This is a genomic window from Photorhabdus hainanensis, assembly GCF_018448965.1.
GTDB lineage: Bacteria > Pseudomonadota > Gammaproteobacteria > Enterobacterales > Enterobacteriaceae > Photorhabdus > Photorhabdus akhurstii.
In genome coordinates this window covers 128369-142506 of sequence record NZ_RCWD01000004.1, presented here as the reverse complement: position 1 = coordinate 142506, position 14138 = coordinate 128369, and the positions used below count along the sequence as shown (strand labels likewise).

The window sequence follows — 14138 nt, the reverse complement described above, 5'->3', positions numbered from 1 at the left end:
GGGAATTCACTAAACGAGATATTATTGAATAAAATGAGGGGATTACCCTCATTTTGTTTTTATTAAAGTGCCATACCATTGAATGTCAAATTCCTGTCCCCATATATTTTATATTCTATGGAGTGAAACTCGTGAGAACCGTGTTTCACGAGATTCCTAAAAACTGGCGAAAGCTAAACGAAGAGAGAGCTCTATGAATCTTGAGCGTTCCGAACGCATAGAAATCCCTGTATTGCCTCTGCGCGATGTGGTGGTTTACCCGCATATGGTGATCCCATTGTTTGTAGGGCGTGAGAAGTCTATTCACTGCCTGGAAGCAGCAATGGATCATGACAAACAGATCATGTTGGTTGCGCAAAAAGAAGCTTCAACTGATGAGCCAGGGGTTAATGACCTTTTCTCCGTTGGTACCGTAGCTTCTATTTTACAGATGTTAAAACTGCCTGACGGCACGGTAAAAGTGCTTGTCGAAGGGTTGAAACGTGCCCGCATTACGACTCAGGCTGATAATGGCGAACATTTTTCTGCTCATGCTGAGTATCTTGACTCGCCGCTCGTTGATGAGCGTGAGCAAGAAGTTATGATCAGGACAGCTATTAATCAGTTTGAAGGCTACATTAAATTAAATAAAAAAATTCCGCCAGAGGTTCTGACCTCGTTACACAGTGTCGAAGATGCCGCTAAATTAGCTGATACAATTGCTGCGCATATGCCATTGAAGCTTAGTGATAAACAGACTGTGTTGGAAATGTCTGATGTCGTTGAGCGTCTTGAATATCTGATGGCAATGATGGAGTCAGAAATTGATTTGTTACAGGTAGAAAAACGCATTCGTAACCGCGTGAAGAAACAAATGGAAAAAAGCCAGCGCGAGTACTACCTGAATGAACAGATGAAAGCGATTCAGAAAGAATTGGGTGAAATGGATGATGCGCCTGATGAGTATGAGACCCTAAAGCGTAAAATTGAAGCAGCAAAAATGCCCAAAGAGGCTCGTGAAAAAGCCGAAGCTGAATTGCAAAAACTGAAGATGATGTCTCCTATGTCGGCGGAAGCGACGGTTGTCCGTAGTTACATCGATTGGATGGTGCAGGTTCCGTGGGTTGCTCGCAGTAAAGTTAAAAAAGATTTGGTTAAAGCTCAGGAAACTTTGGATACCGATCATTATGGTTTGGAACGTGTGAAAGAGCGTATCCTTGAGTACCTGGCAGTACAAAGCCGAATTAGTAAAATTAAAGGGCCGATTTTATGCTTGGTTGGGCCTCCAGGGGTGGGTAAAACCTCTTTAGGTCAGTCCATTGCACGAGCGACCGGGCGGAAATATGTGCGTATGGCACTGGGTGGGGTTCGTGATGAAGCTGAAATCCGTGGTCATCGTCGTACCTATATTGGCTCTATGCCGGGCAAATTGATCCAAAAAATGTCCAAAGTTGGAGTGAAGAACCCTCTGTTTCTGCTGGATGAGATTGATAAGATGTCATCTGATATGCGTGGTGATCCAGCTTCTGCCTTGCTGGAAGTTTTGGACCCGGAACAGAACGTGGCATTTAACGACCATTATCTGGAGGTCGATTATGATCTGTCAGATGTCATGTTTGTTGCGACATCCAACTCTATGAATATTCCGGCGCCATTGTTGGATCGTATGGAGATTATTCGTCTTTCTGGTTATACCGAAGATGAAAAATTGAATATTGCCAAACGTCATTTGCTGCCTAAGCAGATTGAGCGTAATGCCCTGAAAGAAAGCGAATTAACTGTTGATGACAGCGCTATTATTGGGATTATCCGTTATTACACTCGTGAAGCAGGAGTGCGTAGTTTAGAGAGAGAAATTTCTAAGCTGTGCCGTAAGACGGTAAAAGCATTGTTAATGGATAAAAATTTAAAACATATTGAAATCAACGCAGATAACTTAAAAGATTATCTGGGTGTTCAACGTGTGGATTATGGCCGTGCAGATACGGAAAACCGTATTGGTCAGGTCACAGGACTTGCATGGACTGAAGTTGGTGGTGATTTACTAACTATTGAGACCGCGTGTGTTCCAGGGAAAGGTAAACTAACCTATACCGGCTCACTCGGTGAGGTTATGCAGGAGTCCATTCAAGCAGCATTAACCGTTGTTCGTGCTCGTGCTGATAAGTTGGGTATCAACGCTGATTTTTATGAGAAACGGGATATTCATGTCCACGTTCCGGAAGGTGCGACGCCAAAAGATGGCCCAAGTGCGGGTATCGCCATGTGTACAGCATTGGTTTCCTGTCTGACCGGTAATCCGGTTCGAGCTGATGTTGCTATGACCGGTGAAATCACATTGCGTGGTTTAGTTCTGCCAATCGGTGGTTTGAAAGAGAAACTATTGGCAGCTCATCGAGGCGGAATCAAAACAGTCTTAATTCCGGAAGAAAATAAACGTGATCTGGAAGAAATTCCCCAAAATATTATTGCAGATCTACAGATCCATCCAGTAAAACGTATTGAAGATGTTTTGGCTATTACATTGCAGGACCCTGTGTTTGGCGCAGAATTAGTGTCAGTTCAATAGTGCAAAAATAGTGAATTACCTCAATAATCATGAATGAAATATAGGCTGGTAAGCGAATTCAGGCTTGCCAGCCTTTTTATATTGCTAACTTGGATGAACTGTCTAATAAATATTTTGTTGTCTTATGATTTCTTGCCAATATCGGAAAGGATTGATATAACGGCACTGCTATCGGGTTATCCGTTAGGATTCTGATGCGATAGTAAAAACTATATGGGGATGATAAGAGTGAATAAATCACAACTGATCGACAAGATTGCTGCTGACTCTAATATTTCTAAAGCAGCCGCAGGGCGTGTAGTAGATGCATTTATTTCTTCTGTAACGGGTGCATTGAAGGATGGCGATGATGTTGCTCTGGTGGGATTCGGTACTTTTGCTGTTCGTGAACGTTCTGCACGTACAGGCCGTAACCCTCAAACAGGAAAAGAGCTCAAAATTGCTGCGGCTAAAGTACCTGCTTTCCGTCCAGGTAAAGGTTTGAAAGACGCTGTTAATGGGTGACATGAACCAAATATTGTTTATCAGTCCTTGTTATATTGGCAAACATAGACTGACGAGACAGGTTTGGTAAGTTAAAATAGAAGCGCATCAATTGATTGGTGCGCTTTTTTTCTCTTAGCGCTTGAATTAGCGTAATATGGCGTTTTCAATTTCACCAAAGCGGAGTTTTGCCTCTTTATGATGGACAACCTACGCACGGCGGCAAACAGTCCTGTGCTTAAAATCGTGCTGGCTCTCATTATCCTGTCTTTTGTTTTGACGGGGGTTGGCGGCTACCTGACAAGTGGAGCTGGTAGTTATGCTGCCGAAGTGAATGGCCAGGCTATCAGTCGTGCTCAATTGGAGGGTGCGTTTCAGCAAGAGAGAAACGCATTGCAAGAGCAATTGGGAGATAAATTCTCAGTGTTGGCAAGTGACGAACAAAGCATGAAGCAGATTCGTAATCAGGCTTTGGAGCGTCTAATTAATAATGTACTGATTGAGCAATATTCCCGTGCATTGGGTTTATCTGCCAGCGATGAGCAAGTTAAGGATTCTATCCGAAATATCTCTTACTTTCAGACAAATGGTAAATTTGATAACAACAAATATCTGGAGTTGCTCGATCGTTCCAATATGAGTCCAGATATTTTTGCTGAACAAACACGCCAGAATTTAGTTAATCAACAATTAATTATGGCTTTTTCTGGTAGTGAAATAGCATTGCCTAGTGAGGTGAAACTCAGCGCTGAATTACTTCTGCAACAGAGAACTGTCCGTATGGTTACACTGGAGCTGAAGAAAATGCAGGCGCAGCAGGAAGTAACAGATAAAGATTTGCAAGATTATTATAATCTGAATAAAAGCAGCTTTATTGCTCCAGAAGAAGTGAAAGTTAGCTATATCAAGATGGACGCTGTAGATGAAATGAATAAAGTTTCAGCTACATCTGCTGATGTTGATGCTTACTACGAACATAATTTGAAACGTTATACTCAACCAGAACAGAAAAAATACAGTCTGATTCAGCTTGCAACTGAAGCTGAAGCCAAAACAGTGCTTGATGAGTTAAATAAAGGTGCTGATTTTGGTAAATTAGCGACTAAAAAATCTACGGATAAGTTTTCAGCGAAAAATAGTGGTGAGATCGGTTGGATGGAAGAGGATGCTCTTCCTGAAGAGTTGAAACAAGCTAATTTGAAAGAGAAAGGCCAAATTTCTTCTGTGCTTAAGGTTTCTAATGGCTTCGCTATTTTCCATTTGGATGATGTTAAGCCTCAAGTAATTAAGCCCTTATCTGAAGTTCGTTCTGAAATTGAGAAAACGGTTAAGCAGGAAAAAGCAGTAGATGCTTTCTATGCTCTGCAACAGAAGGTTAGTGATGCTGCTACTAGCGATAATGAATCTCTAGCTGCGGCTGAGGAAGTTTCAGGTATTAAGATTGTGACGACTGATTGGTTTGATCGCAATAGTGTGCCGACAGAGATTAATTTTGGGGCCGTCATTCATGCCATTTTTGAAGGTAATCTTGTTGATGGACAGGGGCCAACAGGGACTAACTCTGATGTTATCTCCGTTGAAGGTGATCGTGCATTTGTTCTCCGTGTAGATAATTATAAGCCAGAAACAGTACAACCCTTCGAGAAAGTTAAAGAGCAAGTTACTGAATTGGTTAAACGTCAGAAAGCTGAAAAACAACTTCAAGTCGAAAGTGAGAAATTACTGGCTGCCTTAAAAGAAGGTAAAGGTGAGCAAGCCTTGAAAGATGCAGGTATTCAATTTGGTGAATCTCAGGTTATTCAGCGTACATCTCAGGATAATGTGTTAGTTGGTGCAGTATTTGCTTTACCACGGCCGAAAGGAGGTAAGGCAGGATATGGTTTGACGAAAAATAGTTTGGATGATGTTGTGTTGATCCAACTAGATAAAGTTACTCCAGGTGTTGTATCCGAAGAACAAATTAAAAGCATGATTGATAGCTATCAGAGTGAAATGGGTAACGCTATGCTGGAGTCTTTACTGGTTAGCTTGCGTGAAAAAGCCAAAATTAAGTTAGGTCATATCGAATAAAAATTTGCGGAGAATATCGCAAATATCTTTGTAATTATCTTGTCAATAAAGGCCGCTTTCGCGGCCTTTCGCATATCTGATCTTTGTCCATTGTACTCAAATTTATCTGTGGCAATCTTTTTTCCGCTCATAAAACATGGAGGAATTAATATGAAAAAATCGGGAATTTTATCTGTTTTGCTCGTTGGCTTGCTTTATGCGTGTGGAGGGCAATTCGCGATTGCCACTGAACAAGTAAAAGATAAAGTAGCTAAAACAGCCAATACTACCAGTAATTCTTCATCAGAAAAGCAATTACAGCAGCAGGATGCTTTGAAAGTAGAAGAAAAGGGAAAGGTGAATATTAATACTGCAAGTGCGGAAGAGTTAGCAAAAGCACTAAATGGTATTGGGGTAAAAAAGGCACAAGGAATCGTTGAATATCGAGAAAAACATGGTGCGTTTACTACGGTGGAGCAGTTACAGGAGGTTCAGGGAATAGGACCAGTTTTTATTGAACGAAATAGAAGTAAGTTGAGTTACTAGTATATTATCTATCATCCTCATTCATGATTTTTTTTATGAATGGGGATGTTGTGATCAAGGTTGCAAATAAATCACTTTAATTAGTGTGAATTTTTTGTTTTGCTATTGTGAAATCAACCTGGTCAGATGAGTGACTTTAACATAAAGGCAATATTATGAGTTCAATTATAAAAGTTCATGGTTATCATATAGATTTGTTTCAGCATGTGAACAATGCTCGCTATTTGGAATTTCTGGAAAGTGCTCGGTGGGAATGGTTGCATAAGCATTCTGTAGTGGAATGGATACAGAAAAATAACGTTGGGTTTGCCGTGGTCAACATTAATATTAATTATCGTAGTTCGGCAGTTCTTGGCGATGAATTGGAAGTGGATTGTCGATTGACGGAGCTGAGAAACAGAAGTGGTGTATTTTCTCAGGAAATCATACGCAGAAGGAACAATCAACTTATTGCAGATGCCAAGACTACGTTTGTCTGGATTGATAGAAAAACGCAAAGGGCATTGTCTATTGAAGGTGAATTACGTGAAATAATGGGAGCTTTGGTGAAAACAGGGCAATGAAAGGTGAAGGCTCTCATTGCCATTGGGATTAAATTAAATGTGTTTTTGCTTTCATTTCAGTCATTATTTTTTCAGGCGCACTTAGATATTGTTCTAATCCGTTAGCTCTGAGATGACAAGCGGCACATGTACCACATCCATTACCTTGAATGCCGTTGTAGCAAGTTAATGTCTGACTACGAACAAAGTCTAAATGCTGGTAGTAGTCGGACAATGCCCAAGTTTCAGCTTTGTTTAGCCACATTAATGGCGTTTCAAAACGGATATCACGGGCAATGCCAAGGCTTACAGCTTTATTCAGCGCTTTGACGAATTCATCACGGCAATCAGGGTAACCGGAGAAATCAGTTTCACATACGCCAGTAATAACCGCTTCCGCTTCAACTTGGTAAGCATATATAGCAGCCAGTGTCAGGAACAAAATATTGCGGCCAGGGACAAATGTACTGGGTATGGCGCTCTTTTCACTTTCACTATAGTCGGGAACAGGGATGTTATCACGAGTCAGACTGCTGAGAGCCAGTTCATTAAGTAATGTGACATCCAGTACTTTATGTGCAACAACATCAAGAGAATGGCTGACATTACGTGCAACATCAATTTCGGCATGATGGCGCTGACCATAATCAAAAGTGACACAATGTACTTCGTCATATTGATTAATTGCCTGGATCAGGCAGGTAGTGGAATCTTGCCCACCACTGAATACAACAACTGCTCGTCTCATTGTAACATCCTCATTGGAATAAAATGGTTATGTTACTTATAACTACGGAAATTGGATAGTTGTTTGAGATAAGGTGAAATATCGCCGATGTTATTTTTTATCCAATCTGGGTTGTAATAAGTATCAAGATAACGTTCACCACTGTCGCACAGTAAAGTTACTATTGCACCTTGTTCTCCACGCTCATGCATTTGGTTAGCAAGCAGGAGAGCTCCCCAGACATTGGTCCCCGTAGATGCGCCAACTTTTCTGCCTAACAATTTTTCCAGCCAGTAAATTGTTGCAATGCTGGCGCAATCGGGTATTTGTATCATGTCATCAATAACCGAAGGAATAAAAGAAGGCTCAACCCGTGGGCGGCCAATACCCTCAATCTTACTGCTATAATTGCCACGAATATCACAGCAATTTTGGCGGTAATAGTCATAGAATATAGAGTTTTCTGGATCGACAACAATTAGTTTCGTGTTATGCCCTTGGTAACGGATATAGCGCCCTAAAGTTGCAGAAGTCCCCCCAGTACCAGCGCTCATAACGATGTAATCTGGTTCAGGAAATGGTTCCATTTGCATCTGGCGAAAAATACTTTCAGCAATATTGTTATTACCTCGCCAGTCTGTTGCTCTTTCGGCGTAAGTAAATTGATCCATATAATGTCCATTTAGTTCTTTCGCTAGTCGTTCTGACTCGTCATAAATTTGTGCTGAATGGTTAACAAAATGGCATTTACCACCATAAAATTCAATTTCCTGAATCTTACGTTTAGCGGTGTATGAGGGCATAACAGCAATAAAAGGTAACCCAAGCAGGCGGGCAAAATAGGCTTCGGATACAGCGGTACTACCCGATGAGGATTCAATAACCGGGGTACCTTCCTTTATCCAGCCATTACTAAGTGCGTAAAGGAATAAAGAACGAGCAAGCCTGTGTTTCAGACTACCGGTTGGATGGGTGCTTTCATCTTTTAGATACAAATGGATACCTGGGAAAACCGGTAAATTAAGGCGGATAAGATGAGTGTCAGAACTGCGTTGATGATCTGCTTGAATCTCTCTGATTGCCTTGGTGGTCCAACTGTGTGACATTAATTATTAACTCTATAATTTAAAAATAATTGACGGCGGGTAGATTAACTTGATATTGGGAGAAATAGATTGTTATTTTTCTTAATATGTGGTTTCTTGATGGAAAAATTTTCTATAAGAGGTAGCTATGTTGGATAAAACAGACCGCAAGTTGCTTAAGTTACTACAGGAAGACTGTAGTCTGTCTCTGAATGCATTGGCGGAAGCTGTTAATCTTACCTCTACTCCTTGTTGGAAGCGACTAAAACGACTTGAAGATGAAGGCTATATCGTTGGCAAAGTTGCTTTGCTTGATAGCGAAAAATTAGGATTAGGGCTGACAGTAATTGTTATGATCAGAACTCAGCAGCATAATAGTGCTTGGTATGAGCAATTTGTCGCATTTATAAAACAAATGCCAGAAGTCTTGGCTTTTTATCGTATGGCTGGTGAGTGTGATTATCTGATGCATGTTGAAGTTGTAGATATGAAAAGTTATGATCTTTTTTACAAGCGTATGGTAAACGGTATCCCGGGGTTGATTGATGTTACATCCAACTTTGCAATGGAAAAAATCAAGTATACTACGGTATTGCCAATACCAGATTAGTCCACTATTATTCAGAGAATTAATTCAATTATTTTGAGTTTGATTCGATGTTCTTATTATTTATTTAAATTTATATTTAAGTTTATATTTAAATATAAATTTATATTTCGGGATATACACGTGTGATATTATTTTCTCAATTAAGTTGGTACTTTCGTAGTGAATGGCGTCGCTACCTTGGAGCAGTAAGCCTGCTTATTATCATTTCTATTCTGCTGCTAGTTCCTCCATATTTGGTGGGCGTCATTGTTGATGGTGTTAGTACTCGATCTATGTCATCTTACCAATTGATGATATGGATTGGTGTTATGTTGGTCGTAGCGTTGTTTGTTTATATTCTACGATATATATGGCGATTATGGTTGTTTGGGGCGTCATATCAATTAGCGGTTAAATTACGGAATAATTTTTACCGACAATTCAGTTGCCAAAACCCGGAATTCTATCTGCGTCACCGTACGGGCGATTTGATGGCTCGTGCCACTAATGATGTGGAACGGGTGGTGTTTGCCGCAGGGGAAGGCGTGTTAACGTTGGTTGATTCGCTAGTTATGGGCTGCGCTGTGTTGATCGTAATGAGTGTGCAAATTAGTTGGCAGTTAACGTTATTGGCTATGTTACCTATGCCTATTATGGCAATTATTATTAAACGATATGGTGATCAACTACATCATCGTTTTAAATCGGCACAAGGCGCGTTTTCTGCTCTGAATAATCAAGCTCAGGAGAGTTTAACTAGTATTCGCATGATCAAGGCATTTGGTCTTGAAGATCTACAAGCAAATCAGTTTGAGCAAGTTGCAGTAGAAGCTAGCCGTAAGAATATGTATGTTGCCAGAGTAGATGCCCGGTTTGATCCGACAATTGTTATTGCAATCGGTATATCAGATTTGTTGGCTGTCGGAGGGGGTAGTTGGATGGTGTTGAATGGGGGATTAACACTGGGGGAACTTACTAGCTTCGTAATGTACCTTGGTTTGATGATTTGGCCAATGTTGGCGCTAGCATGGATGTTTAATATTGTTGAACGGGGAGGTGCTGCATATAGCCGTATCCGTAGTTTATTACAAGAACCTCCTGTCATTAAAAATGGTCTCCGTCATTTATCACCTGAGCGTAGTATCCTGAATGTGGATATTAAATCTTTTAATTATCCTCAAAGTAATAAAAGTGTTCTGAATCAAATTAATTTCAGGTTATCTCCTGGGCAGTTACTAGGGATCTGTGGTCTAACAGGTTCAGGTAAGAGTACCCTGCTTGCTCTGATGCAGAGACAGTTTGATGTAACTGAGGGAGAAATTCTTTTCCAGTCGATAAAAATTGCAGATATCCAGTTGGATGAATGGCGGGCTCGTTTTGCCGTTGTCAATCAAACACCTTTTCTGTTTTCAGATACCGTTGCCAGTAATATTGCTTTGGGACGTCCGGATGCTACACAGGAGCAAATTGAAGAAGTTGCTCGTTTTGCCTGTGTTCATGAAGATATTCTTCGTTTACCGGAAGGGTATCAAACGGAGGTGGGGGAGCGTGGTGTGATGCTTTCTGGTGGGCAGAAGCAGCGTATCTCTATTGCGAGAGCATTACTCTTAGATACAGAGATTTTGATTTTGGATGATGCCTTATCTGCGGTTGATGGGCAAACTGAATACAGTATTTTGCAAAACCTAAGACAATGGAGACAACAACGTACTGTCATTATTAGTGCCCATCGTCTGTCGGCATTAACTGATGCTGATAATATTTTGGTGATGCAGCAAGGTTCGATTATACAGCAGGGACAGCATCAGCAACTGGTGGAGCAACCAGGATGGTATCGTGATATGTATCATTATCAGCAGATTGAAGCAGCACTGGATAGTGAGGATGGAATCGTATGAAGGAGATAGAGATGACTAAGGTTCGTCAATTGTGGCCGTCTCTGAAACGTTTGCTGGTTTATGGGAAAGATTATCGTAAGCTGCTGGTGCTGGCGGTACTTATGTTGTGGGTGGCTGCAATTGCGGAGGTAAGTGGTCCAGTTCTAATTTGTTATTTTATCGATAATATGGTTGCAACAGGTAATATGCCCATTGGATTGGTTATTGGCTTGGCTGTAGCCTTTATTGCTCTGCAACTGATCACCGCTGTATTACACTATTTCCAGGCTTTATTGTTCAATCAAATATCAGTTGATGTTGTTCGTCAACTTCGTACTGATGTGATGAATGCGGCATTGCGTCAGCCTTTGAGTGCTTTTGATAATCAACCAGTAGGGCAATTAATTTCTCGTGTAACGAATGATACAGAGGCTGTTCTAGATCTTTATGTCAATGTGGTCCCTACGATATTCCGTGGTATAGCATTAATTAGCGCTATGTTGATTGCCATGTTTGTACTGGAATGGCGTATGGCATTGATTGCAATTCTTATTTTTCCTATCGTATTAATTGTTATGGCGATATATCAGTATCTAAGTACACCAATTGTCCGACAGGTACGTAGTTATTTAGCTGACGTTAATGATAATTTTAACGAGATTATCAATGGAATGAGTGTCATCCAACAATTCCGGCAGCAGGCCCGTTTTGGTGAACGAATGCTGGCAACTAATCTTGCTCATTATCAAGCAAGAATGCAGGCACTACGGTTAGACGGGCTTTTATTACGACCATTACTGAATTTTGTGTCAGCTATGGTACTGTGTGGCCTTATCATGCTATTTGGTTTTAATGGAATCGGCGTAATTAGTGTTGGGGTGTTGTATGCCTTTATCGATTACTTGGCACGGTTGAATGAACCACTCATTGAGTTGACCTCCCAGCAATCTATCTTGCAGCAGGCTGTGGTTGCTGGTGAGAGAATATTTGAATTAATGGATAGTCCTCAACAAGGCTATGGCATGGATAATCAGCCACTGTCTAGCGGTCGAATTGATATAGAAAATGTTAGCTTTTCTTATCGGGATGACAAAGTAGTTTTACAAGACATCAATTTACAGGTTCCGGCTCATGGTTTTGTTGCTTTGGTTGGTCATACCGGTAGTGGTAAAAGTACGTTGGCAAATTTACTGATGGGATATTATCCGTGGCAGAAAGGGGAAATTTACCTCGATGGTCGGCCTGTATCATCCCTGTCTCATTCGGTACTACGCAATGGTATAGCGATGGTTCAGCAGGACCCGGTCGTTCTTGCTGATTCTTTTTTTGATAATATTACGCTTGGCCGGAATATCTCAGAAGAGAAAGTTTGGCAGGTATTGGAAACCGTGCAATTAGCTGAGTTAGTACGTACATTATCTAATGGACTTCATACTATTTTGGGAGAGCAGGGTAATACGTTGTCGGCTGGTCAAAAACAGTTGCTTGCTATGGCGAGAGTGTTAGTGCAAACGCCACAAATTTTGATCCTTGATGAAGCGACTGCAAACATTGATTCTAGTACAGAACAGATGGTACAACAGGCTTTGAGGTTGATTCGTCAGCAAACGACGTTGATCGTGATTGCTCACCGCCTGTCTACTATTGTGGAAGCTGATACCATTCTGGTGCTACATCGTGGTGCAGTTGTTGAACAGGGATGCCATCAGCAATTATTGGCGAGGTGTGGACGTTATTATCAGATGTATCAATTGCAACAAGTCGGTGAGACACTAAATGAATGTGGCACAATCTCTGAAAAAGAGGTACTAATTTAATCAGGCTTGCACTGATTAGGTGCACTCTGGGAGAGTATATCCGCTACTCTCCCTCCTTCTTATTCTCCAGAATTTTTATTTTCTTTATTATTATTTGATTTTTATATTCTTTTAGTTTCTGGCACACCCTTTGCTATTTCCTTATTGCAAACATAATAGCTGGATGGAAAGGGGATATATGAAGCTCATTACGACAATTATAAAACCATTCAAATTAGAGGATATTCGGGAAGTTCTCTCTAATCTTGGTGTTCAGGGGTTGACCATAACAGAGGTAAAAGGATTTGGGCGTCAGAAAGGGCATGCGGAGCTTTACCGTGGAGCTGAATATAGTGTCAATTTTTTACCTAAAATAAAGATAGATATTGCTGTAGCAGATGAATTAGTTGAGGAGGTAATTCATGCTATTCAGCAATCAGCTTTCACTGGAAAAGTTGGCGACGGTAAAATCTTTGTCGTTGAATTACAACAGGCTATTCGTATTAGAACAGGAGAAACTAACGATGCGGCACTGTAACTCACTGATAGAGAAGATAGATGTGAAAAGACAATTCTCAGTGGCTGCCGGTATTGTGGCCAGTTGTGTACCATCATTATCTCAGGCTGCGGAAGGCGTTGCTGACAAAGCTGATAATGCTTTTATGATGATTTGTACAGTCCTTGTTCTGTTTATGACCATTCCGGGAATTGCTCTGTTTTATGGTGGATTGTTACGGAGTAAAAACGTTTTATCGCTCATGGCTCAGGTTATGGTGAGCTTTGCTTTAGTATGTGTGTTGTGGGTGATTTACGGTTACAGCTTGGCTTTTGAACCAGGGAATGGTTTTCTCGGTGGTTTTAGTCAAATGATGCTAAAGAATTTGGCATTCACTGACTTAAGTGGCAGTTTTTATCAGCTAATTCATGTGGCATTTCAGGGTTCTTTCGCTTGTATCACTGTTGCTTTGATTGTTGGTGCATTAGGGGAGCGTATTCGCTTTTCGGCTTTGTTAATTTTTAGTGTGCTGTGGTTGACATTTTCTTACCTGCCTATGGCGCATATGGTTTGGGGCGGTGGTGTACTTTCACAGGATGGAGCATTGGATTTTGCGGGTGGTACGGTTGTCCATGTTAACGCTGCTGTAGCTGGATTAGTTGGTGCTTACTTGCTGGGAAAACGCACTGGTTTTGGGAAAGAAGCATTTAAACCGCATAATTTGCCGATGGTTTTCACCGGTACTGCTGTGCTCTATATTGGTTGGTTCGGTTTTAATGCGGGTTCTGCTAATGCGGCTAATGAGATAGCTGCTCTGGCATTTTTAAATACCATTGTGGCGACTGCTGCCGCTATTCTGTCATGGGTTTTTGCAGAATGGTTTTTCCGTAATAAGCCGTCTCTTTTAGGGGCATGTTCAGGCTGTATTGCTGGACTGGTTGGTATTACACCTGCTGCCGGAATGGTGGGTGTTGGTGGTGCATTAGTCATTGGCCTGATCGCGGGTTTTACCGGGCTTTGGGGGGTGGTGGCTTTAAAACGATGGTTATGTGTTGACGATGTGTGTGATGTATTTGGTATACACGGCGTATGTGGGATCGTTGGCTGCCTGCTGACTGGGGTTTTTACGGCTAAATCTTTGGGAGGAACCGGCCATGCAGAGGGTATAACCATGTTAGAGCAAGTTGGTATCCAGGCTTTTAGTATATTGGTTTGTGTGGTTTGGTCAGTCATTGTTGCCTTTATTGCTTTTAAAATAGCTGATCTGTTGGTAGGGCTGCGGGTTACGGTTGAAGTTGAAAGGGAAGGGTTGGATATTAATTCTCACGGAGAGAGTGCTTATAATTAAGTTGTAATATTAAAAGGCAGCAATAAAACCATAAAATATGCTGCCTTATTCA

12 protein-coding genes are annotated in these 14138 nt (G+C 41.2%); 10 read left to right on the top strand and 2 right to left on the bottom strand.

Annotation, left to right across the window (positions count from 1 at the left end; genetic code table 11):
- Positions 1–193 precede the first annotated feature (193 nt).
- The 5 genes from lon (at position 194) to EAE92_RS04115 (ending at position 6189) form a co-directional block, all read left to right on the top strand.
- Positions 194–2548, top strand: a complete 2355-nt coding sequence (gene lon / locus EAE92_RS04135; RefSeq protein ID WP_214067151.1) for an endopeptidase La — start codon at positions 194–196, stop codon at positions 2546–2548.
- Between the two features lie 228 nt (positions 2549–2776).
- The gene (hupB, locus tag EAE92_RS04130; protein ID WP_011148005.1) at positions 2777–3052 is read left to right on the top strand and encodes a nucleoid-associated protein HU-beta; all 276 of its coding nucleotides are present in this window, start codon (positions 2777–2779) and stop codon (positions 3050–3052) included.
- 177 nt (positions 3053–3229) lie between these two features.
- Entirely contained in the window at positions 3230–5101 is a 1872-nt protein-coding gene (gene ppiD, locus EAE92_RS04125) for a peptidylprolyl isomerase (protein ID WP_214067150.1), read from the top strand.
- Between the two features lie 150 nt (positions 5102–5251).
- Positions 5252–5626 (top strand): ComEA family DNA-binding protein, encoded by a 375-nt coding sequence (locus tag EAE92_RS04120; protein WP_036808869.1) that lies wholly within the window; start codon positions 5252–5254, stop codon positions 5624–5626.
- A 155-nt stretch (positions 5627–5781) separates the two neighbouring features.
- The gene (locus EAE92_RS04115; protein ID WP_046394481.1) at positions 5782–6189 is read left to right on the top strand and encodes an acyl-CoA thioesterase; all 408 of its coding nucleotides are present in this window, start codon (positions 5782–5784) and stop codon (positions 6187–6189) included.
- Between the two features lie 28 nt (positions 6190–6217).
- Here EAE92_RS04115 and queC read toward each other — a convergent pair whose 3' ends face one another.
- Positions 6218–6916, bottom strand: a complete 699-nt coding sequence (queC, locus tag EAE92_RS04110; protein ID WP_214067149.1) for a 7-cyano-7-deazaguanine synthase QueC — start codon at positions 6914–6916, stop codon at positions 6218–6220.
- 32 nt (positions 6917–6948) lie between these two features.
- On the bottom strand, positions 6949–8001 hold the full coding sequence (locus EAE92_RS04105; protein WP_214067148.1) for a PLP-dependent cysteine synthase family protein: 1053 nt from the start codon (positions 7999–8001) through the stop codon (positions 6949–6951).
- Between the two features lie 127 nt (positions 8002–8128).
- Here EAE92_RS04105 and EAE92_RS04100 point away from each other — a divergent pair, with 127 nt between their 5' ends.
- From EAE92_RS04100 to amtB, 5 genes are all read left to right on the top strand, one after another.
- A complete protein-coding gene (locus EAE92_RS04100; protein WP_214067147.1) occupies positions 8129–8590 on the top strand; it encodes an Lrp/AsnC family transcriptional regulator in 462 nt (153 codons plus the stop codon).
- A 122-nt stretch (positions 8591–8712) separates the two neighbouring features.
- The gene (locus EAE92_RS04095; RefSeq protein ID WP_214067146.1) at positions 8713–10467 is read left to right on the top strand and encodes a SmdA family multidrug ABC transporter permease/ATP-binding protein; all 1755 of its coding nucleotides are present in this window, start codon (positions 8713–8715) and stop codon (positions 10465–10467) included.
- Positions 10468–10478: 11 nt separating this feature from the next.
- Entirely contained in the window at positions 10479–12263 is a 1785-nt protein-coding gene (locus EAE92_RS04090) for a SmdB family multidrug efflux ABC transporter permease/ATP-binding protein (RefSeq protein WP_214067145.1), read from the top strand.
- A 178-nt stretch (positions 12264–12441) separates the two neighbouring features.
- Positions 12442–12780 (top strand): P-II family nitrogen regulator, encoded by a 339-nt coding sequence (glnK, locus tag EAE92_RS04085; RefSeq protein ID WP_036808877.1) that lies wholly within the window; start codon positions 12442–12444, stop codon positions 12778–12780.
- Between the two features lie 22 nt (positions 12781–12802).
- Complete coding sequence (amtB, locus tag EAE92_RS04080; protein WP_214067177.1) at positions 12803–14086, top strand: ammonium transporter AmtB; 1284 nt, start codon at positions 12803–12805, stop codon at positions 14084–14086.
- Positions 14087–14138: the final 52 nt, after the last annotated feature.